This window comes from Amycolatopsis sp. 3B14 (assembly GCF_050958625.1).
In the GTDB taxonomy this organism is placed as follows: domain Bacteria; phylum Actinomycetota; class Actinomycetes; order Mycobacteriales; family Pseudonocardiaceae; genus Amycolatopsis_E; species Amycolatopsis_E thermoflava.
Genome location: NZ_JBHZEN010000027.1, coordinates 33,226 through 57,885, shown reverse-complemented (window position 1 = coordinate 57,885; position 24,660 = coordinate 33,226). Strand labels below are relative to the sequence as shown.

General features: G+C 72.9%; 24 protein-coding genes. 16 read left to right on the top strand and 8 right to left on the bottom strand.

Annotated elements, in window-relative coordinates:
• The first annotated feature begins 27 nt into the window (after window positions 1-27).
• From ACCP09_RS17140 to ACCP09_RS17125, 4 genes are all read left to right on the top strand, one after another.
• The gene (locus ACCP09_RS17140) at window positions 28-1,398 is read left to right on the top strand and encodes an NYN domain-containing protein (RefSeq protein WP_027934793.1); all 1,371 of its coding nucleotides are present in this window, start codon (window positions 28-30) and stop codon (window positions 1,396-1,398) included.
• Between the two features lie 133 nt (window positions 1,399-1,531).
• On the top strand, window positions 1,532-1,762 hold the full coding sequence (locus ACCP09_RS17135) for a hypothetical protein (protein WP_020421859.1): 231 nt from the start codon (window positions 1,532-1,534) through the stop codon (window positions 1,760-1,762).
• Window positions 1,763-2,372: 610 nt separating this feature from the next.
• The gene (locus ACCP09_RS17130; protein WP_123685357.1) at window positions 2,373-3,428 is read left to right on the top strand and encodes a C40 family peptidase; all 1,056 of its coding nucleotides are present in this window, start codon (window positions 2,373-2,375) and stop codon (window positions 3,426-3,428) included.
• 102 nt (window positions 3,429-3,530) lie between these two features.
• The gene (locus tag ACCP09_RS17125; RefSeq protein ID WP_027934795.1) at window positions 3,531-4,685 is read left to right on the top strand and encodes a glycosyltransferase family 4 protein; all 1,155 of its coding nucleotides are present in this window, start codon (window positions 3,531-3,533) and stop codon (window positions 4,683-4,685) included.
• Window positions 4,686-4,688: 3 nt separating this feature from the next.
• On the opposite strand, the gene ACCP09_RS17120 is transcribed toward ACCP09_RS17125, so the two are convergent.
• A complete protein-coding gene (locus tag ACCP09_RS17120; protein WP_433747805.1) occupies window positions 4,689-5,312 on the bottom strand; it encodes a uridine kinase in 624 nt (207 codons plus the stop codon).
• A 62-nt stretch (window positions 5,313-5,374) separates the two neighbouring features.
• On the opposite strand from ACCP09_RS17120, the gene ACCP09_RS17115 reads away from it, so the two are divergent.
• The gene (locus ACCP09_RS17115; RefSeq protein WP_433747802.1) at window positions 5,375-5,788 is read left to right on the top strand and encodes an SRPBCC family protein; all 414 of its coding nucleotides are present in this window, start codon (window positions 5,375-5,377) and stop codon (window positions 5,786-5,788) included.
• A gap of 71 nt (window positions 5,789-5,859) precedes the next feature.
• Window positions 5,860-7,080 carry a cytochrome P450 family protein gene (locus ACCP09_RS17110; protein WP_378363373.1) on the top strand — a complete coding sequence of 407 codons (1,221 nt, stop codon included), beginning with the start codon at window positions 5,860-5,862 and terminating at the stop codon, window positions 7,078-7,080.
• Window positions 7,081-7,084: 4 nt separating this feature from the next.
• Here the strand turns inward: ACCP09_RS17110 and ACCP09_RS17105 are convergent, their stop codons facing one another.
• Window positions 7,085-7,492 (bottom strand): hypothetical protein, encoded by a 408-nt coding sequence (locus ACCP09_RS17105; protein WP_231960766.1) that lies wholly within the window; start codon window positions 7,490-7,492, stop codon window positions 7,085-7,087.
• 82 nt (window positions 7,493-7,574) lie between these two features.
• On the opposite strand from ACCP09_RS17105, the gene ACCP09_RS17100 reads away from it, so the two are divergent.
• The 4 genes from ACCP09_RS17100 to ACCP09_RS17085 all read left to right on the top strand — a co-directional run bounded on the left by ACCP09_RS17100 (window position 7,575) and on the right by ACCP09_RS17085 (window position 12,766).
• A complete protein-coding gene (locus ACCP09_RS17100) occupies window positions 7,575-8,201 on the top strand; it encodes a MerR family transcriptional regulator (protein WP_123685362.1) in 627 nt (208 codons plus the stop codon).
• 758 nt (window positions 8,202-8,959) lie between these two features.
• Window positions 8,960-11,263 carry a SulP family inorganic anion transporter gene (locus ACCP09_RS17095; protein WP_123685363.1) on the top strand — a complete coding sequence of 768 codons (2,304 nt, stop codon included), beginning with the start codon at window positions 8,960-8,962 and terminating at the stop codon, window positions 11,261-11,263.
• A 50-nt stretch (window positions 11,264-11,313) separates the two neighbouring features.
• On the top strand, window positions 11,314-12,036 hold the full coding sequence (bioD, locus tag ACCP09_RS17090) for a dethiobiotin synthase (RefSeq protein ID WP_208722414.1): 723 nt from the start codon (window positions 11,314-11,316) through the stop codon (window positions 12,034-12,036).
• Window positions 12,037-12,169: 133 nt separating this feature from the next.
• Window positions 12,170-12,766: a DUF2567 domain-containing protein gene (locus ACCP09_RS17085; protein WP_027934803.1), complete on the top strand. Its 597-nt coding sequence runs from the start codon at window positions 12,170-12,172 to the stop codon at window positions 12,764-12,766.
• A gap of 53 nt (window positions 12,767-12,819) precedes the next feature.
• Here the strand turns inward: ACCP09_RS17085 and ACCP09_RS17080 are convergent, their stop codons facing one another.
• From ACCP09_RS17080 to ACCP09_RS17070, 3 genes are all read right to left on the bottom strand, one after another.
• Entirely contained in the window at window positions 12,820-13,080 is a 261-nt protein-coding gene (locus tag ACCP09_RS17080) for a WhiB family transcriptional regulator (RefSeq protein ID WP_017984038.1), read from the bottom strand.
• Window positions 13,081-13,326: 246 nt separating this feature from the next.
• Window positions 13,327-14,040 (bottom strand): LON peptidase substrate-binding domain-containing protein, encoded by a 714-nt coding sequence (locus tag ACCP09_RS17075; RefSeq protein ID WP_433747795.1) that lies wholly within the window; start codon window positions 14,038-14,040, stop codon window positions 13,327-13,329.
• 33 nt (window positions 14,041-14,073) lie between these two features.
• Entirely contained in the window at window positions 14,074-14,712 is a 639-nt protein-coding gene (locus ACCP09_RS17070; RefSeq protein ID WP_027934805.1) for an NUDIX hydrolase, read from the bottom strand.
• 110 nt (window positions 14,713-14,822) lie between these two features.
• On the opposite strand from ACCP09_RS17070, the gene nadA reads away from it, so the two are divergent.
• The 4 genes from nadA to ACCP09_RS17050 are packed head-to-tail and all read left to right on the top strand — an operon-like array spanning window position 14,823 to window position 19,659.
• The gene (gene nadA, locus ACCP09_RS17065; protein ID WP_123685367.1) at window positions 14,823-15,830 is read left to right on the top strand and encodes a quinolinate synthase NadA; all 1,008 of its coding nucleotides are present in this window, start codon (window positions 14,823-14,825) and stop codon (window positions 15,828-15,830) included.
• Window positions 15,827-17,473, top strand: coding sequence for an L-aspartate oxidase (locus tag ACCP09_RS17060; protein WP_433747791.1), 1,647 nt, complete (start codon window positions 15,827-15,829; stop codon window positions 17,471-17,473). The genes nadA and ACCP09_RS17060 overlap by 4 nt, the downstream gene beginning before the upstream one ends.
• Window positions 17,470-18,318 (top strand): carboxylating nicotinate-nucleotide diphosphorylase, encoded by an 849-nt coding sequence (nadC, locus tag ACCP09_RS17055; protein WP_433747788.1) that lies wholly within the window; start codon window positions 17,470-17,472, stop codon window positions 18,316-18,318. The genes ACCP09_RS17060 and nadC overlap by 4 nt, the downstream gene beginning before the upstream one ends.
• Window positions 18,319-18,378: 60 nt before the next feature.
• Window positions 18,379-19,659: a sensor histidine kinase gene (locus ACCP09_RS17050; RefSeq protein ID WP_433747785.1), complete on the top strand. Its 1,281-nt coding sequence runs from the start codon at window positions 18,379-18,381 to the stop codon at window positions 19,657-19,659.
• 151 nt (window positions 19,660-19,810) lie between these two features.
• On the opposite strand, the gene ACCP09_RS17045 is transcribed toward ACCP09_RS17050, so the two are convergent.
• A complete protein-coding gene (locus ACCP09_RS17045) occupies window positions 19,811-20,884 on the bottom strand; it encodes a dihydrofolate reductase family protein (RefSeq protein WP_027934810.1) in 1,074 nt (357 codons plus the stop codon).
• Between the two features lie 94 nt (window positions 20,885-20,978).
• Here ACCP09_RS17045 and ACCP09_RS17040 point away from each other — a divergent pair, with 94 nt between their 5' ends.
• Window positions 20,979-22,019 (top strand): ROK family transcriptional regulator, encoded by a 1,041-nt coding sequence (locus ACCP09_RS17040; RefSeq protein ID WP_123685371.1) that lies wholly within the window; start codon window positions 20,979-20,981, stop codon window positions 22,017-22,019.
• Between the two features lies 1 nt (window position 22,020).
• Here ACCP09_RS17040 and ACCP09_RS17035 read toward each other — a convergent pair whose 3' ends face one another.
• On the bottom strand, window positions 22,021-23,091 hold the full coding sequence (locus ACCP09_RS17035; protein ID WP_027934812.1) for a type VII secretion protein EccE: 1,071 nt from the start codon (window positions 23,089-23,091) through the stop codon (window positions 22,021-22,023).
• Between the two features lie 84 nt (window positions 23,092-23,175).
• Here ACCP09_RS17035 and ACCP09_RS17030 point away from each other — a divergent pair, with 84 nt between their 5' ends.
• Window positions 23,176-23,811 (top strand): LuxR C-terminal-related transcriptional regulator, encoded by a 636-nt coding sequence (locus ACCP09_RS17030; RefSeq protein ID WP_123685372.1) that lies wholly within the window; start codon window positions 23,176-23,178, stop codon window positions 23,809-23,811.
• A gap of 6 nt (window positions 23,812-23,817) precedes the next feature.
• Here the strand turns inward: ACCP09_RS17030 and ACCP09_RS17025 are convergent, their stop codons facing one another.
• The gene (locus tag ACCP09_RS17025) at window positions 23,818-24,612 is read right to left on the bottom strand and encodes a carbon-nitrogen hydrolase family protein (RefSeq protein ID WP_433747779.1); all 795 of its coding nucleotides are present in this window, start codon (window positions 24,610-24,612) and stop codon (window positions 23,818-23,820) included.
• Window positions 24,613-24,660: the final 48 nt, after the last annotated feature.

Sequence of the window (24,660 nt, the reverse complement as noted above, 5' to 3'; positions counted from 1 at the left end):
GTTACCGAAGCGGACTACCCTGAACGGATGTTTCCCTCAGTGCACGCCGAAGAGCCCGAAGACCCCGGTCTCCGGGCGCCCGCGGCGAGCGCGCGCCCGGAGCCGGACGCCAAGTCCGTGAACTGGCGCGATCTGCCGGAGCCGGTGCGCGGCCGGCTCGCCGAGCTGGCCGCCGAGGCACTGGGGAAGATCCCGCGCATCGACATCCCGCAGCAGCTGCGGCCGGTCGCGAAGTTCGCCCCGGCGAAGCGCGCGAAGCTGGGCGGTGCGGCGCTCCTCACAACCCTGGAGGACTCGACCGCGTTCCGCACCGCCGTCCTGGAGTGGGTGCGCGAGTACCGGCCCGACGCGCTCGACCCGAACGACCCGGACCCGGTGGCCGCCGCGGTGGCGGCCGTCCTGCTCGGCGAGGCCAGCGCGGCCACCCGCGTGCGGCTGGTGGTCAAGAACGCGGCGGAGACGGCGCTGCGGGCCGAGCGCGACGCCGCGGTGGCGCGCAGCCAGCGGCTGGAAGCGGAGCTGGCACGGGTGCGCGAGGAGCTGGCGGAGGCGCGGGAGGCGATCGAGGGCGCCCGCGTGGAGCGCGAGGAGGAGCTGGCGAAGCTGCGCAACCGCCTGCGCGAGCAGGGCACGCAGCTGCGGCAGGCCAAGGACGCCGCCGAGGAGGCGCGTGAGCTGCTGGCGCAGGCCGATGTGCGGCGGGAGCAGGAGGTGGCCGCGGTGACCGCTCAGCTGGAGCGTGAGCGGCAGCGCGCGGCTTCCGAGCGGGCGCGGGCCGAACGGGCGGCGGCGGACGCGGAGATCGCGCGCCAATCCGCGAAGGAGGCCCGCGAGGCCGACGAGGTGCGCCTGTCACTGCTCGTGGACACCCTGCAGGGCGCGGTGTCGGGGTTGCGGCGGGAGCTGTCGCTGGACACCAGCGCGCGGCGCCCGGCGGACACCGTGCTGGGCGCTTCGTCGGGAACCGGGGCCGGGCGGCAGGTGCGGGACCCGGCGGTGCTGGACCGGCTGCTCGCGTTGCCGAGCGTCCACCTGATCGTCGACGGCTACAACGTCACCAAGACCGGCTATCCGGAGCTCACGCTGGCCGACCAGCGGAACCGGCTGGTGCAGCAGCTCGGGGCGCTGGCGGCGCGGACGGGCGCGGAGATCACGGTGGTGTTCGACGGCGCCGAGGTGATGTCGGTGCCGACCGTGAGCGCCCGCGGGGTGCGCGTGTTGTTCTCCGACCCCGGCGTGATCGCGGACGACGTGATCCGGTCGCTGGTCGCGGCCGAGCCGCAGGGACGCCCGCTGGTGGTGGCCTCGACCGACCGCGGGGTGGCCGACTCGGTGCGGCGATCGGGGGCGCACCCGGTGGCTTCGGCGGTGCTTCTGGCGCGTCTCGGACGGGTCTAGAGATTTTTTTGCCGGTGTTTCCGCAGGTCAGCGGTTTTCTCGTGCACCGTTGGTCCATTCGTTCGATACGCCAGCCCGAAATTGTCGGTGGTCACTCGTACCGTGCATCCCAGTAGCAACGAGGAGGCACACCATGAACGACAACACCGTGATCATCGAGTGCAACCGGTGCACGCTGAGGGGCCGCGCCTGCGGCGACTGCGTGCTGAGCGCCGTGGTCGACGCCCCGCCGGTCGTCGAACTCGACTTCGAGGAACTGGCCGCGGTCGAGTTGCTCGCCGACGCCGGCCTGGTGCCGCCGCCACGGACGATCTCCCGGGGGCGGCGCCCGCACGTGCGGCTGCCCGAGCGCCGCGCCGGCTGAGGCAACGGTCGCTTCGAGCGAACGGGGGCGTCTGGCGTGGACGGGAAAGCGATCAGAAGCGACCCCGGTTGCGGCCTTGTCCCGGGCCTGTCTCCAGGCGCGAAGCGCATGTCCGGTTGGCTCGGTGCGGCGGTGTCGCCCGCCGGTGAGGGCGGCCGCCGGGCCTGGCGCGACCCCGACACGCCGAAGGCGGCAAACGGTCACTTCGTGCGGCAAACGGTCAGTAGTCGTGATCCTGCTGACTGTTGTCTTGGTCACACCCACAGGGGAACTGCTGGTCCGAACGGGAAGAGAGGTGATTACGCAAAGTTTTTACCTGGTGCCTGGTGGACGCGACGGCGGTCGTTTCGTAACCTGGCCGAGATCTCGCGCCCGGCAGCCGTCGCGCCCGCGGCGGCGACGCGAGATTGTCGCCGTAGCAGCTTGTCGGGGAGCTGTGCCGGACCCACGCATGGACCCAGATGCGCTACCCCCTGCGTCTGGACATGCCGGGTTACCGTCGTAGACCGGTTACGGGTGCTTGTGTCCGCCCGCACCGGTGCGTGTGGAGGGTCCCCCGACCTCCTGCGACGGCCGGCGGCGACATGAGTGCAAAGGAGACACGCGCGGCGTGCAGTCGCAACCCATCAAGCGCGTGGTCGCAGGAGCCCTCGCCGCCGCCGCGGTACTCGCGGTCGGTGGTTTCCCCACGGCTCCGGCCGGCGCGGTCCCCCTCCCCGCCCCACAGCAGCCCACCACGTCGTCGGACGCCCTGGCGCAGTACCGGCAGCTCGCCGCACAGGCCGAGCAGCTGAACGAGGAGGCCATGCAGGCGCAGGCCGACCTCGACGCCAAGCAGGCCGACCTGGACCGGGCCAACGCCGACCTGGCGGCCGCCAACGCGGCCGGTCAGCAGGCGCTCATCGCGAAGAACCAGTACCAGGGCGTGGTCGACCAGTTCGCCGACGCCTCGTTCGTCGGCGGCGTGCAGTTCAACAAGTTGTCCGCCTTGCTGAACGGCACCTCGGCACAGGACTTCCTGGAGCGCTCCTCCGCTCTGGAAGTGCTCGCCGACGAGAAGAACAAGGCGCTCGCCGACTACAACGCGGCGATCCAGGCGGCTGCCAACGCCCAGGCCGCGGCAGCCGACGCCCAGGCGCGCTCGCAGGTCGCCAAGGACGCGGCCGCGACGCTGCTGAACGACCTGCACGCCCGGCAGGCCGCGCTGCAGACGCAGCTGGACCAGCTGGACCAGGTGCGCCAGCGGCTCACCGCGTCCGAGCGGGCCGCGCAGAAGGACACGGGCGGCCTCGCGCCGAACGTGCCCGCCCCGACGGCGGCCGCCCAGGAGGCGATCGACGTCGCGTTGAGCAAGCTCGGCAGCCCGTACGGCTGGGGCGACACCGGCCCCAGCTCGTTCGACTGCTCGGGCCTGACGCTGTACGCCTACAAGGCGGCGGGCATCACGCTGCCGCGCACGAGCCAGCAGCAGGCCACGGCCGGCGTCGCGGTCTCGCGCGCCCAGCTGCAGCCCGGCGACCTGGTGTTCTTCGGTTCGCCGATCCACCACGTGGGCATCTACCTCGGCGACGGCAAGATGGTGCATGCCCCCGAGACCGGGGACGTCGTCAAGATCTCGCCGCTGCAGAACAACTACGTCTCGGCCCGCCGCGTCGCGCTGAGCTGAGTTCGGCACCCGACAGGGGCGGCACCGGCCACGGCCGGCGCCGCCCCTGTCTCGTTCCCGGGGCTGCCGCACCCGCAATGCCTCCCTAGTAGTCTCCAGCCCGTGCTTCGGACCCTGCTGGTGACCAACGACTTCCCGCCGCGGCCCGGGGGGATCCAGAACTACCTGAACTCCTTCGCGCGCCTGCTGCCGCCGGACCAGCTCGTCGTCTACGCACCGTCCTGGGACAAGCCCTCCGGGTCGCACCCCGAGTTCGACGCCGCCGCACCGTTCGAGGTGGTCCGGCACCCCACCTCGCTGATGTTGCCCACCCCGGACGTGCTCCGCCGCGCCAAGGACATCCTGCGCGCGCACGACTGCCAGGCCGTCTGGTTCGGCGCCGCGGCCCCGCTGGCGCTGCTCGCCCAGCCGCTGCGGGCCGCGGGCGCGGACTGGGTCGTCGCGAGCACCCACGGCCACGAGGTCGGCTGGTCGATGCTGCCGCTGGCCCGCCAGGCGCTGCGCCGCATCGGCGACACCACCGACGTGATCACCTACGTCAGCAAGTACACCCGCGGCCGGTTCGCGTCGGCGTTCGGCCCGTCCGCGGGGCTGGAGCTGCTGCCGCCGGGCGTCGACCCGGACGTGTTCAAACCGGACGACGCCGCCCGCGACGAGATCCGCGCCCGGCACGGCCTCGGCGACCGGCCGACCGTCGTCTGCGTGTCCCGGCTCGTGCCGCGCAAGGGCCAGGACATGCTCATCCACGCCCTTCCCGAGCTGCGCCGCCGCGTCCCGGGCGTCGCACTCCTGCTCGTCGGCGGTGGTCCGTACCGGAAGTCCCTGGAACGGCTCGCCGAGGCGCAGGGCGTCGCCGGCGACGTCGTCTTCACCGGCTCGGTGCCGTGGCCCGAACTGCCCGCGCACTACGCGGCAGGCGACGTCTTCGCCATGCCCGCCCGCACCCGCGGCAAGGGGCTGGACGTGGAAGGCCTCGGCATCGTCTACCTGGAGGCTTCGGCGACGGGCCTGCCGGTCGTCGCGGGCAACTCGGGCGGCGCCCCGGAGACCGTCCTCGACGAGGTGACCGGTCACGTCGTCGACGGCCGCGACGTCCACCAGCTGGTCGAGACCCTCACCCCGCTGCTCGACGACCCGTCGCGTGCCCGCAAGATGGGCGCCGCGGGCCGGGCCTGGGTGACCGAGCAGTGGCGGTGGGACCTGTTGGGCGCCCGGTTGCGCGCGTTCCTCAGCGGCGAGCCTGCCGTCGCGCCCTGACCGTCACGCGGCCCCCTCCAGCACCGCCGGGTGCCGCGGGTCGTCGGCGCGCACCACCACGTCGGCGATCTCCGCGGGCCGCACCTCCTCCTCGTACCGCTCGAACGCGGGCAGCGCCCACTGCTCGTCTTGCGGCAGGCGGCGCCGCAACGCTCCCGCGGACAGCTGCAGGTGCACGGTCAGCTCGAACGGCAGGCCACGTCCGAGGAGCATCTCGCCGTCCACGACCAGCACGCCCGGCGCGGGCAGCGACACCCGCGCGGACCGCGTGGCGCGGTCGCGAGCCGCGTCCCACAGCGCGGGCAGCACCTCGCCGCTTCCGTTGCGCCCCAACGGGTCCAGCACTTCGCGGCGCAACGCGCCCTCGTCCAGCCAGGACCAGTAGCGGGAGTCCGGGTTCTCCCTGCCGTATTCGAACCGCAGCGACGCCGGCCGCAGGAAATCCAGAGTGGACACCCGCTGCACCGCGCGGCCGCCCACCCGCAGCGGGTCGACCAGCGCGTCGGCGAGTGCCGCGGTGCCCGCCGGGCCGTCCACGGCGATCCGCACCCACGGCGCGTCCAGCACGAGGACCCGCTCGGCCAGTTCCCCGGCAAGGCGTTCGAAGGTGATGGGCCGATACCGCACGATCTCCCATCGTGCCCCATGACGGGCCCGGAACTGTCGGTGCCTCCTGCCATCATGAGCGCATGACCAAGGAAGTGGGCAGGACAGCCGACGTGGGCTGGCAGGTCGGCGTCTCACGGACGCTGCCGCACCCGGCCGCCACCGTCTGGGAGTTCCTGACCAGCAGGGCCGGCGCCGAGATCTGGCTCGGCCCCGGCGCAGGCGTGCCCGGTGGCAAGGGGGAGCGCTACGAGACGGCCGACGGAACGGCGGGCGAGGTCCGCAGTTATCGCGAACTGGACCGCATCCGGCTGACCTGGCGGCCCAAGGACTGGGACCACGATTCGACGGTGCAGGTGACGGTCTCGCCGTCGGGCAACAGCACGGTCGTCCGCTTCCACCAGGAGTGGCTCGCCGGCGCCGAGGAGCGCTCCGTGCAGCGGGAGTACTGGAAGGGGGTGGTGGACCGGGTCGCCGACGCGCTCGCCGCACGGTGAGACGGGCACCAATCGCGCCCGTGGCCCGTTGACGACTTGCCGGAGCACGAACGCCACTGGGAGGACCACGAATGCGCGTGGTGGACGAACCGATCGAGCTCGACGACGACATCATCCAGGACCCGCACGCCCTCTACCGCGCGCTGCGCGAGGAGGGCCCGGTCCGGCCCGCGATCATGCCGCGCGGGTTGCGGGTCTGGCTGGTCTCGGGATACGCGGAGGCCAAGGCGCTGCTGGCGGACCCGCGGCTGAGCAAGGACGCCAACCGGGCGCAGGAGCTGTTCGAGACGCGCCTGACGGCGACCGGGGGGACGGGCGGCGACGACCCGTCGGGCAGCCTGCTGCGCCACCACATGCTCAACAGCGACCCGCCCGACCACACGCGGCTGCGCAAGCTGGTCAACAAGGCCTTCACCGCGCGCACCATCGCCCGCCTACGGCCGCGCATCGAGCAGATCACCGACGAGCTGCTGGACTCGGTTGCCGCGCGCGGCCGGGTGGACCTGCTGGACGCGTTCGCCTACCCGCTGCCGATCACGGTGATCTGCGAGCTGCTGGGCATCCCCGAGGCTGAGCGCGGCGACTTCCGGGAGTGGTCGAACACGCTGCTCAACTCCGGGCCCGCGGATGACTTCCACGACGCGGCCCGCTCGATGGCCGGCTACCTCACCGCGCTGGTCGCCGCCAAGCGCGCGGCGCCGACCCAGGACCTGCTGTCCGACCTGGTGCACGTGTCGGACGAGGGTGACCAGCTGTCGCCGGAAGAGCTGGTCGCGATGGCGTTCCTGCTGCTCGTCGCCGGGCACGAGACCACGGTCAACCTGATCGGCAACAGCGTGCTGGCGCTGCTGCGGCACCCGGACCAGCTCGCGGCCCTGCGGGCCGACCCGTCGCTGCTGCCCGGCGCCGTCGAGGAGTTCCTGCGGTTCGAGGGGCCGATCAACATCGCGACCCTGCGGTTCACGGTGGAACCGGTGCCGATCGGCGACGTCGAGATCCCGGCGAACGAGTTCGTGATGGTCTCGCTGGTGGGCGCCAACCGCGACGGCGAGCGGTTCCCGGAGCCGGACCGCCTGGACGTCACCCGCCCTGCGGGCGGCCACCTGGCTTTCGGCCACGGCATCCACTACTGCGTCGGGGCGCCGCTCGCCCGGCTGGAAGCGGAGGTGGCGCTCGGCCGCCTGCTCGACCGGTTCCCGGTGATCGAGCTCGACGGCGACCCGGGCGAGCTCCGCTGGCGGGAGAGCACGCTCGTGCACGGCCTGAACACGTTGCCGGTGGTGGTCCGCTGAGACGTCAGTGGTGGTCGTGGCGGTGGCGGTAGACGACCACCGCCATGGCCACGCCCATCAGGCCGTGACCGATGCCCATCAGCGCGCCGCCGGAGATCGCGCCGGTCCAGTACGGCACGAGCAGTACCACGAACGGCACGTACATCCACACGGTCATTTCGAGCACGGAGCGCCGGCTGTGCCGGCGGACCCGCATCCAGGCGGCCATCGGCAGGGCCATCTCGGTCGCCATGATCATCGCCCGCCAGTCGGTGCGGTCCAGAACCGCCGACCAGCCCGCCGCGTCGAAACCCAGCCGGACGAGCGGTCCGAGGATCGCCATGCCCAGGCCCATGGCGATCCACATCTCGGCGTAGTGCAGCACTGCCCGGCGGGTGGTGGGCGAGCGCAGGGACAGGGTGGTCATCCTCATCGCCTCCAGAATGGATAGCTGTACTATCTGAAATGGGAAGCTACTCTACCCATGAGGCTGTGTCCAGAGGGAGGAACGCCGGATGCGCATGGCGGAGCTGAGCCGGGAGTCGGGCGTCCCGGTCGCGACGATCAAGTACTACCAGCGCGAAGGTCTGCTCCCGCCCGGCGAGCTGACCAGTCCCAACCAGGCCCGCTACGGGCCCGCCCACGTGCGGCGGCTGAAGCTGGTGCGTGCCCTGCTGGAGATCGGCGGGCTGTCCGTGGCCGCGGTGGGCGAGGTGCTGACCGCGATCGACGACCCCGCCACGTCGACGCACGACATCCTCGGGTTGGCGCAGCACGGCCTGCCGATGGCGAAGCTGGAGGTGACGGCCGACGACCGGGCCTGGGCGCTGAGCCGGATCGAGGAGGTGGCCCGGCAGCGGGACTGGGAGGTGCACCCCGGATCGCCGGTGGTCGAGTCGCTGGTCGGTGTGCTGTGCGCGCTCCGGGAGGTCGGGCACGAGTGGGTGCTGGACGAGCTCGACTGCTACGCCGAGGCGGCGGCCTCGGTCGCCGAGCGCGACGTGACGACGGTGGCCCGGCAGGGCGCCACCGAGGCGGTCGTCGAGGGCGCGGTGGTCGGCACCGTCCTCGGCGACGCCTTGTTCGCGGCCCTGCGCCGGATGGCGCACGCGGAGGTCTCGCGGCGGCAGTTCTCCGGGTAACGCGCTGCCCTCGGTGGTGCGCTCGCCCCCGGTCATTCCACGCCCGGCAGGGTGCCCGCCGCGATTGGCCCGCGCACGGCGTCTGGGTGGTGGACGGGCTCGACCGTGACGTGGAGGCGGGGCGGCGACGCCTGTTCTCCGGGTAACGCGCTGCGCTCGGTGGTGTGCTCGCCCCGGTCATTCCACGCCGGCGGCGCCCGTGGCTTGCCCACGGGATGGCGTCTGGGGTGCTGGACAGGGATGACGTCTGGATGCTGGACGAGCCCGCCTGTCGCCGAGGCGGCGGGTAGGGGCCGGCTCACGGGGACGGGGGACCCCGGACGTGCTGCACCGGGCGGCGCGCTCACCCGCGGTCATCCCGCACCGTCCGCGCCCGGGCGCTGCACCTGCGTGCGCACGCCGTCGGGCGCGGCTGGGGACCAGTCGTGAGGGTGGCCTGAAGCGCTAATACCTGCCACCGTGAATAATTCACCCAATTCAGTGTGATCAGAGCCACGCAGCGCGCCCACGTGCACTGTCTGTCACGTTTCGAGTCGATCATCGAGCCGCTAGGTGACCTGTGTCACGCACACTGATGGCCTGACGCCAATACGCCGTTACTCATCAGTCATGACACTTTGTGAACAAAACGTGAGAATTTCTTTGCATACCGGACATCCCGGGCGTTTTTCGGTATCTCTGGTGCTACAGGCCGTCACTGGGGCCGGTCTTCCCTCGGTTCATCCCCATGTTCGGGCACTTCCGCACCGGAGGCGTGAATGATTGACAACTCTGCCCAGGAGCGTGAGCACGCTCCGCCCCGCTCGTGGCGGTCCGCGCTGGACAACCTCCGCCACGACGTCCCGGCCTCGCTGGTCGTCTTCCTCGTCGCGATCCCGCTGTCGCTGGGCATCGCGCTGGCCTCCGGCGCGCCGATCGTCGCCGGCCTGATCGCCGCGATCGTCGGCGGCATCGTGGCCGGCGCGCTCGGCGGGGCGCCGCTGCAGGTCAGCGGCCCCGCCGCGGGCCTGACGGTGATCATGGCGGAGACCATCAACGAGTTCGGCTGGGCCGCCACCTGCGCCATCACCGTCCTGGCGGGCGCGCTGCAGATCCTGCTCGGCCTGAGCCGGATAGCGCGCGCCGCGCTGGCCCTGTCCCCGGCCATCGTGCACGGCATGCTGGCCGGCATCGGGGTCACGATCGTCCTGGCCCAGCTGCACATCGTGCTCGGCGGCACCGCGCAGAGCTCGCCGATCGACAACCTGCTCCAGCTGCCGGCGCAGATCCTCGACCCGCACGGGCCCGCCACCCTGATCGGCCTGCTCACCCTCGGCATCCTGCTGGTGTGGGGCAAGCTCCCCGCCGCGGTGCGGAAGGTGCCCGGCCCGCTCGCCGCGATCGTCGCGGTCACCGTGTTCTCGCTGGTCGCCGGCCTGGAAGTGCCGCGCGTCGACATCCCGGCGAATGTGCTCGACATCAGTTTCGCGCCGGACTTCCCGGACACCGGCTGGTTCGACTTCGGCGTCGCCGTCGTCACCATCGCACTGGTCGCGAGCGTCGAGAGCCTGCTCTCCGCCGTGGCCGTCGACAAGATGCACACCGGCCCTCGCGCGAACCTCAACCGCGAGCTGCTCGGCCAGGGCGCTGCCAACATGACCTCGGGCGCGCTCGGCGGCCTTCCGGTCACCGGCGTGATCGTGCGGAGCTCGACCAACGTGCAGACCGGCGCCCGCACCCGCGTTTCGGCCGTCCTGCACGGCGTCTGGGTGCTGCTGTTCGTCGCCGTGCTGGCCGGGTTGCTGCGCAACATCCCGCTCGCCGCGCTCGCCGGCCTGCTGGTGCATGTCGGCGCGAAGCTGGTCAACCTCAACCACATCAAGCAGGTGCTGCGGCACGGCGACCTGCCGGTCTACCTGATCACGCTGCTCGGCGTCGTGGCCATCGACCTGCTCACCGGTGTGCTGATCGGTGTCGCCGCGGCCGCGCTGATCATGCTCCGCCGCCTGCTGTGGTCCGGCATCCACGCCGAACGCGACGGCGACAAGTGGCGCGTCGTCGTCGAGGGGGCGTTGTCCGCGCTCTCGATTCCGCGCCTGACCTCGGTACTGGGCACCATCCCGCGCGGCGCGACGGTGACCCTCGAACTCGTCGTGGACTACCTCGACCACGCGGCGTTCGACACGCTGTCGGCCTGGCAGCACTCCCACGAGGAGGCGGGCGGCCAGGTGATCGTGGACGAGATCGGGCACCCCTGGTTCGAGCGGGGCAAAGCAGGCGAGCCGACCGTGCACAAGGCCAAGGCCCAGCGGATCGCGCCGCGCTGGTTCGCCCCGTGGTCGGACTGGCAGCGGGCCCGGCAGGAGGAGCCGGTCGAGGTTCCGGAGCAGCGGCAGCCGCGGGAGAGTTCGATGCGGCGCGGCATGGTCGAGTTCGAGCGGCGCACGTCGCAGCTGGTCCGCCCGATCCTGGGCAAGCTGGCCGACACGCAGAACCCGGAGACGCTGTTCATCACCTGCGGCGACGCGCGGATCGTGCCGAACCTGATCACCAGCAGCGGCCCTGGCGACCTGTTCACCGTGCGCAACATCGGCAACCTGGTGCCCGACCACGCGACGTGCGCGGCGGGTTCGGACGCGTCCATCGGCGCCGCGGTCGAGTTCGCGGTCGGGGTGCTCAAGGTGCGCGAGATCGTGGTGTGCGGGCACTCGTCGTGTGGCGCGATGAAGGCGCTGCTGGGCGGCGTGCCGGCGGGCGCCCCCGCGCTGGAGTCCTGGCTCCGGCACGCCGAGCCGAGCGTGGAGCGGGCGAAGACGCACGCGCCCATCCGGATCGGCGACTCGCTGCCCGGCTCCGAGGCCGACCAGCTGGCGCTGCACAACGTCCTGCAGCAGCTGGACCGGCTGCGGGAGTACCCGACGGTCGCGGCCGCCGAGGCCCGCGGCGAGGTCGACCTGGTGGGGATGTACTTCGAGGTCGGCGCCGCCCGCGTGCACCTGTACGACCCGAAGGCGAACGCCTTCGTCTCGGCCGACAGCGTCGTGACCGGGACCGCGGAGAGCAACCCGATGGTCACCGGGTAGCCACACACCGGAAAGCCAGCCGGCCGGCGCCGGTATTAGTGTCGGATCCCGTGAGCGTGCTGGTGGTGACCGGGACCGGAACCGGCGTCGGCAAGACCGCGGTGACCGCGGCCCTCGCCGCGCTCGCGCGCGCCGAGGGCCGCCGGGTGGCCGTGCTGAAACCCGCGCAGACCGGGGTCGCCCCGGACGAGCCCGGCGACATCGACGAGGTGACCCGCCTCGCCGGGGACGTCACCGCCCGCGAGCTGCGCCGCTACCCGGACCCGCTCGCCCCGGACGTCGCGGCGCGGCGCAGCGGCATCGCGCCGGTCGGGCCGGCCGAGGCCGCCGGGGCGGCGAGCGAGCTGGCCGAGACGCACGACCTCGTGCTGGTCGAGGGCGCCGGTGGGCTGCTGGTCCGCTTCGACGCCGACGGCGCCACCCTGGCCGACGTCGCGTGGTCGCTGTCCGCCCCGCTGCTGGTGGTCGCCGAGGCCGGGCTCGGCACCCTCAACGCCACCGCCCTGACGGCCGAGGTCGCGACGGCGCGCGGCCTCAACGTGCTCGGTGTCGTCATCGGGTCCTGGCCCGCGCGGCCGGACCTGGCCGCCCTGTGCAATGTGTCCGACCTGCCGGTGGCCGCCGGATCGCCCCTGCTCGGCGCCCTCGCCGAGGGTGCGGGCGCGCTGGACCGCGACGCCTTCCTGGAGGCCGCGCGCGCCGGGCTGTCGCCGTGGTTCGGCGGCGACTTCGACGCCGAGCGGTTCGAGAAGGGCCTGAACACCCAGTCCTGACCCGTGTTCTGGCGGGGCCGGCGGGGTGAACCTGGCCGACTGGATCGGCGACGCGGCCGACACGGTGCGTACACGGGTGGGGGGACCGGCTAATCTCGGTGCGGCGGATCAAGCGGCAACGGAAAGAGGTGCGGTGGCCGACTCGTCGCCGGTGCAGGCCAGGCCGGGAGCACCCGGTCCGGAGCTGTCCGCTGTGCTGTTCCACCGGCGGCCACCCCGGCCGCGGGTGGTCGTGAAGGCCGACCTGCTGCCCGCGGTCAGCCTGCTGTCGCTGATCGGGGTGCTCGGCATCCCGCTCGGCTGGCTCTGGTCGCTGCTCGCCCCGCCCGAACGGGTGCGCGTGTTCGACGGCGGCCAGCTGATCCCGTTGCAGCTGGAGAGCTGGCACCGCTTCGACGACCTCGCGGTCTACGCGTTGCTGGGCCTCGGCCTGGGTGTGGTCACCGGGGTCGCGGTGTGGATGCTGCGCGAGCGGCGCGGGCCCGTGGTGCTGATCGCCGCGGTGCTCGGCGGCCTGCTCGCGGCCTGGCTCGGCGTCCAGATGGGCGTGGCCTTCGCCAACAGCGCCTACGCGGTCACGACCACGCCCGCGATCGGCGACGTCATCGAACGGGCGCCGCGCATTGAGTCGTTGTGGGTTTTGGTGGCCCAGCCGCTGGGCACCGCGCTGGTCTATGGCCTGCTCGCCGGCTGGAACGGCCGCGACGACCTCGGCCGCAGGCTGGGCTAGAAACGCGAAACGGCCGGAACCCCGTGCTCGGGGTCCCGGCCGTTCGGCTTGTCTCAGGCCGCCTCGGCGCGCCGCCGGGAGCGGATCAGGCTCCGCCGCTCCTGCTCGGTCGTGCCGCCGAAGATGCCGTTGTCGAGACCGGAGTCCAGTGCGTAGGCCAAGCATTCGGCGCGCACCGGACAGCTTGCGCACACCGCCTTGGCCCGTGCGACCTGCCGGGCGCCCGGGCCCATTTCGGACACGGGGAAGAACAGCTCAGGGTCCTCGTCCCGGCAGGCGGCACGAGTACGCCAGTCGATCACGTCGCGGCTCATGGCGTGCCGCCTCCTTCCATGCGTTTCGTTTCTCAGCTGGCGCTCCAGGCACCAGCAAGGGTGACAGGCACGCGTCAGGGCCCATCTGGTTTTTCTTGCTGCGGTATCTGGGTTGCCACGCCGGGCTCGGATCAATCACCTTGATCCGGCGGGCTGGTGGCAGGGGCTGTTGCCAGCGCCGAAGGTCCAACGGTACCAGGAAGATCCTTGTTCCCGCTCACCTGCGAAAACGTTGTGGCCAGCGTCTCAGTTCAGGCTGGCGGGCAGGCCGAGCTGGATCAGCTCGGGTGGGGGAGCGGGCACCGCGCGCAGCTTCGTCAGGAAGCCGGCCTCCCGCCGCAGCATGCGGCTGACCATCCGCAGCCGGCGCAGCGGCTGGGTCTCTTCGAGCAGCTGCTGCCGGTCGGCCAGCGGCAGCAGGCAGTCGGCGGCGAGCAGGTACGACAGCGCGCCTGGTCCGGTCTCCGATTCCGGCGCCGCCCACGAGTCGCGGTGCCAGGCCGCCTCGCAGTACGCCCCGTGCGCGGACAGGGCCGCGTCGCGCAGGCCGGCGACCGCCCGTCCGGCGGTAGGCGGGAGCGGGTCGTCATCGACCCATTCGACGGTGCCGACGAGGTAGGGCGCGCGGCTGTTGTCGATGTCCAGCACCCGGAAGCGGCGCTCGCCACGGGTGATGATGTCGAACCGGCCGTCGGGCAGCCGCTCGCTCTCGCCGAGCAGCGCGGTGCAGCCGATGGCGTGGACGTGATCGAGGTGTTCGACCTCGCGCACGGCGGAGGTCCGGATCGCGATGATCCCGAACCGGCGGTCCGGCACCGTGCCGGTCAGCAGGTCGACCGCGAGCTGCCGGTAGCGCGGCTCGAACAGGTGCAGGGGCAGCGTCGCGCCGGGCAGCAGGACGGTTTGCAGAGGGAACAGGGGGATGGTCTCTGTCGTTCTTTCCTGCCGCTCCGCATCCACGGCTACACGGTACGTCGATCCGGTGGTTCTCGCTCAACGTCGTTTGGGCGGCGGGCGGAACACCGCGAACGGGTCTGTCACCTGGATGCCCTTCCCGGTGAAGGAGAACAACGCGGCCGGCCGTCCCCCGCTGCGGCCCGGCGCGGCCGTGTGCCCGGTGGGCGAGAGCAGGCCGCGCCGGGCCAGCACGCGCTGCAGGTTCGTCGCGTCGACCTTGTAACCCAGTGCGGCCGAGTACAGCTCGCGCAGGGCCGAGATGGTGAACTCACGCGGCGCGAGCGCGAAGCCGACGTTGGTGTACGACAGCTTGGAGCGCAGGCGGTCGCGGGCGCGCAGCACGATGTCGCGGTGGTCGAACGCGGTGCGCGGCAGGTCGTCCACCGGATGCCAGCGCGTGTCCTCCGGGACCTCGGGGTCGACGTCGGAGGGGACAAGACCGAGGAACGCCGTGGCGACCACACGCGGCCCTGGCACGCGGTCCGGCGCGCTGAACACCGCCAGCTGCTCGACGTGGCTCAGCTGCCGGACGTCGACCTTCTCCGCGAGCTGGCGGCGGATCGAGGTCTCCACGTCCTCGTCCGGCCGCAACCGTCCGCCGGGCAGCGACCAGCGCCCGACGTGCGGATCCAGCGCCCGGCGCCACAGCAGGACCTGCAGTGTGGCGCAACGCACCTGCAATACCGCCGCCAAAACCTCGTGTGCCAGGGGGGCGCTGCTGTTAATATGACTTCGCACGGTTTTCGATTGTAAGGCGAAAACCAGCGACTGGTCCAGGAGGGCCGATGACTGCAGCGACTGTGGACCTGACCCCGTACGGCGGCGTGGAGCCGGACGAGGCGTGGGCGGAAGAGGTGCGCAAGCTGGCGCGCGAGCGGGATGCCGTGCTGCTGGCGCACAACTACCAGGCTCCGGCGATCCAGGACATCGCCGACCACACGGGGGACTCCCTCGCGCTGTCGCGGATCGCCGCCGCCAGCGACGCGTCGACCATCGTGTTCTGCGGCGTGCACTTCATGGCCGAGACCGCGAAGATCCTGTCGCCGGACAAGACGGTGCTGATCCCCGACGCCCGCGCCGGCTGCTCGCTCGCCGACTCCATCACCGGCGCCCAGCTGCGCGAGTGGAAGGCGCAGCACCCCGGCGCGGTCGTGGTGTCCTATGTGAACACCACCGCCGAGGTCAAGGCGGAGACGGACATCTGTTGCACGTCGTCCAACGCCGTTGACGTGGTGGCGTCGATCCCGGCCGACCGCGAGGTCCTGTTCGGTCCGGACCAGTTCCTCGGCGCGCACGTCAAGCGCAAGACCGGGCGCGAGAACATGCACATCTGGGCCGGCGAGTGCCACGTGCACGCCGGGATCAACGGTCCCGAGCTGGCGCAGCGCGCGGCCGACCACCCGGACGCGGACCTGTTCATCCACCCCGAGTGCGGTTGCGCCACCTCGGCGCTCTACCTGGCGGGCGAGGGCGCGGTGCCCGCGGACAAGGTGAAGATCCTGTCCACTGGGGACATGGTGCACGAGGCCCGCGCGACCAAGGCGAAGTCGGTGCTGGTGGCCACCGAGGTGGGCATGCTGCACCAGCTGCGCAAGGCCGCGCCGGGCATCGACTTCCGCGCGGTGAACGACCGGGCGTCTTGCGCATACATGAAGATGATCACCCCGGCCGCCCTGCTGCGCGCCCTGCGCGAAGGCGCCGACGAGGTGCACGTCGACCCGGAAACCGCGGCCAGGGCCCGCGCCTCGGTGCAGCGGATGATCGAGATCGGGCAGCCCGGCGGCGGCGAATGACCGGCCCGGTTATCGACGAGAAGACGAAAACCACCTGCTGGGAGGCTCGCGCGGATCTGGTCGTGCTCGGCACCGGCGTCGCCGGGCTGACCGCGGCGATCCGCGCGCAGGAGCTCGGTCTGCGGGTGCTGGTCGTGACCAAGGCGGCGGTCGAGGACGGCAACACCCGCTGGGCGCAGGGCGGCGTCGCCGTGGTCATGGAGGACCAGCACGACGAGGGCGACTCGGTCGCACGGCACGTCGACGACACGTTGATTGCCGGCGCCGGGCTGTGCGACCCGGATGCGGTGGGGGCGATCCTCGCCGACGGTCCGCGCGCCGTGTCCTGGCTGCGGTCGGCGGGCGCGCGGTTCGACCCCGGCGCCTCCGGCCTGCTCGCCCGCACCCGGGAGGGCGGGCACAGCGCGTTCCGCGTGATCCACGCCGGTGGTGACGCGACCGGGGCGGAGGTCGAGCGGACGCTCGTCGCCGAGGCCACCGGTCGTCGGCTGCCGGTGCTGGAGCGGCACATCGCGGTCGACGCGCTGCGTACGCCGCGTGGCGACGTGGCCGGGGTGACGGTGCTCGACCCGGAGGGGCGGCCGGGTGTGCTGCGCGCGCCCGCGGTGCTGCTCGCCACCGGCGGGATGGGGCAGCTCTACCAGGCCACGTCGAACCCGGAGATCGCCACCGGTGACGGCGTCGCGCTCGGCTTGCGGGCCGGGGCGGTGGCCGCGGACCTGGAGTTCGTGCAGTTCCACCCCACCGTGTTGTACACGCCGGGCGCCCGCGGCCGGTGCCCGCTGGTGACCGAGGCCGTGCGCGGCGAGGGCGCGGTGCTCGTCGACGGCGCGGGGGCGTCCGTCATGCAGGGCGTGCACCCGCTGGGCGACCTGGCGCCGCGCGACGTCGTGTCCGGCGCGATCACGCGGCGGCTCGCTTCGGCGCCGGGTGGGATCGACGACCACGTGTTCCTCGACGCGACCGGCGTGCCCGGGTTCGCCAAGCGGTTCCCGACGGTGTTCGCGGCCTGCCGGGCGATCGGTGTCGACCCGGCGCGTGATCCGATCCCGGTCACCCCTGCGGCACACTTCGCCTGCGGCGGGATTGTCGCGGGCACCGACGGCCGCACCGGTGTCGCCGGCCTCTACGCGGCCGGTGAGGTGGCGCGGACCGGGTTGCACGGCGCGAACCGGCTGGCGTCCAACAGCCTGCTGGAAGGGCTGGTCACCGGGCGCGCCGCCGCCGAGGCGGTGGCCGCCGACCTCGCCGCAGGCCTGCTCGCCGACCCGAAGCAGGCGTCGGCACCCGCGTGGGGGCGGGTGCGGATGGCTGAGCGGGACGCGCTCCAGCGCGCGATGAGCCGGTACGCGGCGATCGGGCGGGACGCCGAGGGGCTGGCCGTGGCCGGTGCGGTGCTCGACTTGTCGACTTCGGACGGTCCACTCCGGACCCACGCCGACGTCGAGAACGCGTCGCTCACCTTGGTGGCGCAGGCTTTGCTGGCCGCGGCCGCGCGCCGCACCGAATCGCGCGGCTGCCACGTCCGCGCCGACCACCCCGGCCGGGACGACGTGACGTGGCAGCGCAGTCAGCTGATCCGGCTCAACCCGTCGGGGCAGCCGGTGCTGGCCGACCCCGTGTGCACGGAGGAAGTGGCATGAACCTGGACCTGGAGGACGCCCGCCGCGTCGTGGAGACCGCGCTGGCGGAGGACCTGCGGTACGGACCGGACGCGACCACCGCCGCCACGGTCCCGGAGACGGCGACCGCGGTCGCGGAGATCACTCCCCGCGTGGACGGCACGCTCGCCGGCGTGCCGGTGGCGCTGCTGGTGTTCGACGCGGTCCTCGGCTCCGGATACGAGGTGCTCGGCCGGCGCGAGGACGGCAGCAGGCTCGTCGCGGGTGAGCCCGCGCTCGTCGTCCGCGGACCGGTGCGCGGGCTGCTCACCGCGGAGCGGACGGCGCTGAACCTGCTGTGCCACCTGTCCGGCGTGGCGACCGCGACGGCCGCGTGGGTGTCCGCTGTGGACGGCACCGGCTGCGCGATCCGGGACTCCCGCAAGACGCTGCCCGGCCTGCGGCTGCTGGAGAAGTACGCGGTGCGCTGCGGTGGCGGCGTCAACCACCGGATGGGCCTCGGCGACGCGGTGCTGATCAAGGACAACCACGTGGTGGCCGCCGGTTCGGTCACCGCCGCGCTGGCGGCGGCCAGGGAGCACGCGCCGGCGCTGCCGTGCGAGGTCGAGGTCGACACGCTCGACCAGCTCGACGAGGCACTGGCCGCCGGCGCCGACGAGGTCCTGCTGGACAACTTCACGCCAGGGCAGTGCGCGGAAGCCGTGCGCCGCAAGGACGAGGTGTCGCCGAAGACGCGGCTGGAGGCCTCCGGCGGGCTGAAGCTGGCGAACGCGCGGGCCTACGCCGAGACCGGCGTGGACTACCTGGCGGTCGGCGCGCTGACCCACTCCTCGCCCGCGCTCGACCTCGGGATGGATCTTCACTGAACCTTGTTCCGGCCTCCCCCGGCTTGCTATGACTGGGGTCCGGGGGAGGAAGGAACGGGCATGGCTGGCAACTTCCTGCTCACCTTGCTGCGCAAGGGGGCGGGGGTGCTGGCGTCCACGCCGGGCGAGCTGCCGGCGGAGATCGACGATCCGGAGCCGGTGTCCGCGCTCAAGCGGATGGGCGCCGTCGCGGCGAGCAGCACCGAGGGGCCGCGCTCGTCGCTGATGGTGCGCGCGACCCGGTACGCGGTGCTGCTGCCGCTGGTCTACCGGATCGGCGTGCTGCCGATCGCCTGGGTGTGGCTGGTGGCCGCGCACGGTTTCGTGCTCTCGGCGACGGTGGTCGCCTGGGTGGGCGTGCTGGCGAACCTGACCGGGCTGGTGTGGGTGCTGCGCGTGCCGGACCGCAGCGGGCGCACGACGGCGTTGCTGCTGGCGGCCGATCTGGTGTTCGCGGTCGCGGCGGGCGTGGCGGTCAGCGCGACGGCTTCGGCGGAGTTGTACTGGGCCGCCGCTTGGGTGCCGTTCCTGAACCTGACCGGGACGGTCGGGTTGTGGACGATGTGCCGGGGCGTGCCTGCCGGGGTCGCGCTGGTGGTGCTCGGGGTGCCGTTCCAGGTGGGGTTGCTCGCGCTCGGCGGGCAGTTGTCGATGTGGGTGCCGCCGCTGGTCAGCGGGACCGGGACGATGCTGGTCGCCGTGGTGACGGCGGCCGGGACGCTGGTGCTGCTCGGGGTGGCGACGCGCTTGGCGCTGGCGATCGGGATGCGACTCGGGGTGGCCGGGGAGCGGGCGCGCACGGAGCGGGCGCTGCACGACACGGTGCTGCAGGCGCTCGAAGCGATGGCGATGCACCGGGGCGGGGATCCGGCCGCCGAGCTGGACCGGGTGCGTGCGCAGGCGCGGGCGCAGGCGGCCGAGCTGCGGCGGGGGCTGGGCACGCCGGGCGGTGGCGGTCAGGGGCTCGCGGGGGAGCTGACCGGGCTGGCGACCGAGATGGCGCGGGAGGGGCTGCGGGCGCAGCTGGCGCTGTCCGACCTGGCCGACGACACCCTGACGGAGGCCCGCCGAGCAGCGGTCCGCGACGCCGCGCGCGAGGCGTTGCGCAACACGCTGAAGCACGCGGGCACCCGGGAGGTCGTGATGCGCCTCGCCGAGCACGAGGGCGGGATCGCGGTGGTGATCCGCGACCACGGAGTCGGCTACGACGAGGACGCGCGCCCGGCGGGCTTCGGGGTGAGCTCGTCGATGAAAGCGCGCCTCACCGAAGCCGGCGGCTGGTGCCGGATCGACTCCAAGCCAGGCCACGGCACGCGGGTGACGCTGTGGGTGCCGCGCTAGGCGGTTCGGGAAACGGGCCGATGCACCGCTGGCAGCGCATGTCGCGACCGCGAACGCGCCGATCGACTGGGATTGGTCCCGGCCGGGCGTGGAGACGAACACCTCCCGTAGTGGCAGAGGGCACTGGAGATTCCTGATCGCGTGTCGCTATCTAGTCCCCCAGGGGCAGGTGCGCGTTCGTCGCCTTGACGAGGGTTGCCAGGTCGGGCAGTTCGCGCACCTCGCGGCCCGCCGCGCGCAGGGTTTCCGCTCCCACGCAGTCCACGAACAGGTTCGGCTCGCGCCAGGCGAACACCACTCGCGGGATGCCGGCGTTCAGGATGTGCTGCGTGCAGGACACCGCCCGCGACGCGCGCGAGCTGCACGGCTCCAGCGACGAGTAGATCGTCGCGCCGGTGAGGTCCGCGTCGCCCAGTTTGGCGATCGCCACCTCTTCCGCGTGGTCGTGCGGGTCGGTCTCGCCCGAGTACCCGGTGGCCAGCACCTCGTCGGCGGCGTTCACCACGATCGCGCCGACCCGGAACGTCGTCGACGGCGGGCACTTCTCCGCCAGCTCGATCGCCTCCCGCAGCCTGCGGTGGTCCCGTGCCGCCTGCCCCAGGTGGTACCGCATGAACACGACGTCCCCGATGCGGCGCGTCTCGGTCAGCTGCAGCCGTCCCGGCGGGAACCGGCCGGGTCCGACGAACCGCGGCGCCTCCGCCTCGCCGACGAACACCGGCGCGACCGCGAGTTGCAGTTCGTCCACCACACCCGCGGTGAGGAACATCGTGTGGACCGCGCCGCCGCCCTCGACCATCAACCGCTCGATCCCGCGGCCGGCCAGATCCGCCAGCACGCGCCGCAGGTCGAGCGGGTCCCCGCCGTCCACCACGGTCGCCACCGCGCCCAGCCGCTCCCGCACCTTCGGCACCGCCGCGGCCGGGGTGTAGACCAGCTTCTCGACGTCGCCGGTGGTGAAGAAGTTCGCCGACGGGTCGAGGTCGCCGCTCCCGGTGATCGTGACCTTCGCCGGGTTGCCGCGCCCGGATCGCACCAGCAGCCGCGGGTTGTCGGTGCGGATCGTGCCCGCCCCGACCAGGATCGCGTCCACCCCGGCGCGCTCGCCGTCGACCCGCGCGAAGTCCTCCTCGTTGGACAGCAGGAGGCGCCGGTCGCTGGTGTCGTCGAGGTAGCCGTCCAGGGAAACCGCCGCCGAGGCGAGGACGTACGGGCGCGTGCTCACCCCCCGGAGTCTGCCACCGTCCCGCATCGCGGGCCGTTTTGACGCGGTCGGCTACTTTCGTGCACGGTGGAACGAAGTCCTGGGGGGGTGCGCAGTGTCGAACGCCGCCGCGGTGCTCGGCGCGATCAGGCGGGAAGGCCCGCTGTCGCGGGCCGCGATCGCCGAGCTCACGTCGCTGAGCATGCCGACGGTCAGCCGTCAGGTCGCCGCGCTCGCCGAGGCCCGGCTGGTGCGGGACGCGCCGGACCTGGCCCGCGCCGGCGCCGTCGGACGGCCCAGGGTGCCGGTCGACATCGACGACACCGTGCTCGCCGCGTGCGGGGTGCACATCGGCGTCCGCACCACCACGTTCGGCATCGTCGACCTGCGCGGCCGGCTGGTCGGCAGCGAGAAGATCCCGACCCCGCGGGGCAGCGCCGAAGACGGGCTGGCGTTCCTCGCCGCGAAGGTCCGCGCGTTCCTGCGGCGCTGGCGGGAGCGGCGGGTCGTCGGGCTCGGGCTCGCCACCGGCGGCCAGGTCGACATCGCCCGCGGCCTGATCACGCACGACCGGCTCGGCTGGCACCGCGCCCCCGCGCAGGCGGTGCTGGCGCGCGGGACGGGGCTGCCGGTGCACGTCGACGGCCACGTGCCCGCGATGGCGCACGCCGAGCTGCTCTTCGGCGAGGGCAAGCAGTACCCGAGCCTGCTCTACTTCTACGCCCGTCAGGTCGTCGGCGCGGCGCTCGTGGTCAACGGCGTGCTGCACCGCGGCCCCGGCCAGGCCGGGTCGGTCGCGCACCTGCCGGTCGGTGGCGACGTGCGGTGCCCGTGCGGCCGGACCGGCTGCCTCGAAGCGACGGTCAACGACCAGACCGACCGGGGTGCGCTGGCCGAACGCGCCGCGACGATGGGCCGGGCGGTCGCCATCCTGCGCGACGTCGTCAACCCGGACCAGGTCGTCCTCGGCGGTCAGAACATCACCGACGCGCCGGAGCACCTGGCGACCCTGCTGCACGCGTTCGCGGCGACGACCGCGCTACCCGGCACCGACCTGGTGACCGTGACGAGGTTCGGCCCGGACGTCCAGGCCGTCGCGGCGTGCACCGGCGTCCTGGCGGACATCTTCGCCGACCCGACGCCGCTGATGACGTGACTCAGCCCGGCAACGCGAGCGGCAGCGTGCGCCGTACCGCGGCGGCGTGCCTGCCGTACAGCGGCACGACCGGCACGTCCAGGTCGCGGGTCCGGGGCGGGCGCCGCGTCCCGGCGTAGCGCGCCAGCCGCAGCGTGACCTCCTCCGCGAGCCGCCCGAAGCGGTTGCGGCGCAACGTGAACGAGGCGACCGTCAGGGCCGCCCCGCGAGCCGTCGACGTCAGCAGCACGGGCACGTCCTCACGCGTCAACGGGACGAAGCCGGCCTGCGCGGTCCCGCCCGCCGACCAGGCCTGCCAGCCGTCCGTCACCGGCGCCGGGGCGTCCGCGCCGAGGGTGGCGCGCAGCTCCGTCGCCAGTTCGCCGGCCTCCAGCAGCGTGCTGCCGTACCCGGCCTTCGCGAGCGCGCCCATCAACGCCAGCGCCGCCCGGGTCGTCGCCCGCAGCTCGCCCGCCTCACCACCGCCGCGGGCCAGCGCCGCCAGCGGCGCCTCGCTCGCCCGGTACCGCACCGCGACCAGGTACGTCCGCTCGCCGAAGCTCGTCCGCACCAGCAACTGGGCGCCTGCCAGCGGGATCTCCGGGTTGTCGCACGCGGCGCGCAGCAGGTCCAGCACCTTCGCCACGTCCGGCTCCACGCCCTCGCGCAGCCGGATCACCGTGGTCCAGCCGTCGCCGACCCCGGCGACCCCGAACCGGTTCCCGGCGCGGTCGACGTGCTGCCGCAGCCGGAAGTCGTGGGCGAGCACGCGCAGCGGGTCGGCGGCCTGGCGGCGTTCGTCGTGCTGCAGCAGCCGGTAGGACACCCAGGTGAGCGCCCAGCCTGCCAGGTGCCGTCCCGCGAACCGGACGGACGTGGACGCGATCACCAGCACCGCCAGCACGGTCACGACGAGCTTCGCGGGCAGCACGTCGTGCACCGCCAGCAACGTCGCGACCAGAGCGGACTCCCAGACCGCGATCTGGGCGAAACCGATGGGCAGGACGAACGGCGCCATGGTGAACCGGCGGGGCCGGGGTGCTTCGGGTGCGGTCCCGCCACCGGCGGAGACCCCCGCGTCGGCAGCGGTCAACTCGCTTCTCCTTGATCCTGGTACAGAATAAACGGGGAACCGGTATTCGCTGCCGGGAAAAATGCCCACAGGGAGTGAGGTCCCATGGCCGCGAGCGAGGGCGGGCCCATCCGGGTCGGCGTGATCGAGGACCACCCGCTGTACCGCTACGCGGTCGCGAACGTGCTCTCCGAGGCGAGGGACATCGAGCTGGGTCCCGTCGCGGAGTCGGTCGCCGCGTTCGCGAGCAACCAGGAACCGGCCGGGTGCGTCGTCGTGCTGGACCTCAAGCTGCGTGGCGTGACCGACTCGCAGGCCGTGCAGGAGGTCGTGCGGATGGGGCACAAGGTGCTGGTGGTGTCCGCGCACGCCGGCCAGGACGAGGTGCTCGGCGCGATCTCCGCGGGCGCGCGGGGATACCTGTCGAAGGACTCCGACGGCGACGACATCCTGCACGCGATCCGCGAGATCGCCGCGGGCAACTCCTACGTGTCGCCGACCCTGGCGTCGTTCCTGCTCGACTCGACGCGCCCGCGGGCCGGGGTGAAAAGCGTGCTGTCCGACCGCGAACGGCAGGTGCTGTCCCTGGTCGCCGCGGGGGAGCGGGACGCCGACATCGCCGAGGCGATGTCGATCAGCGTCCGCACCGTCCGCTCCTACCTGGACCGGATCCGCGACAAGACCGGCCGCCGCCGGCGCCCCGAACTGACCCGGCTGGCCATCGAAGAGGGCATGGCCTGACCCGGCTCAGAGCCGCCGGTTCGCCAGCGCCCCGGTCGCGTTGCGGGCCTTCTCCGCGACCTCCGGGTCGATGTCCACGACGACCGACTCGGGCCCCGCGCCCAGCTGCGCGTGCACGCGCCCGAACCCGTCCGCCACCGTCGAGTAGCCGATGCCGGTCGGCGCCTTCGGGTTCACCTCGACGCCGGAGGCCGCCGGGTCGGCCTGGCCGCACCCCAGCACCCAGCAGCCGGAGTCGAGCGCCCGCGCCCGCACCAGCACCTCCCACTGGTCCCGCTTGCCCTCGCCCGCGCCCCACGACGTCGGCAGCACGACCGCGGACGCGCCCCGATCGGCCAGCGCCCGGAACAGCTCCGGGAACCGCACGTCGTAGCAGGTCGCGAAGCCCAGCGTCACGCCGTCGACCTCGACGGTCACCGGCGAGGCGCCGGGCGCGACCGTGTCGGACTCGCGGAAGCCGAACGCGTCGTAGAGGTGGATCTTGTCGTAGCCGGTGTGGTGCCCGAGCCCGGTGATGAGCAGGGTGTTGCGCACCCGGCCGTCCTCGTGCGGGGTGAACATCCCGGCCACCACCAGCACGCCGTGCTCGTCGGCGATCGCGGCGACCGACTTGGCCCACGGCCCGTCGAGCGGTTCGGCGACCGGCCCGAGCGGCACCCCGAACCGCGCCATCGCCGCCTCCGGGAACACCACGACCCGCGCTCCCTCACCTGCCGCGCGCGCCACGCCCTCGCGGGTCGGGGCGAGGTTCTCCGCGGGCTCGGCACTCGATGTGAGCTGGCACAAGCCGATCCGGAGCACGGGCTACCTCCCTGGTCGTCGTCAACGTTCCAACTCGTACCCTAGACC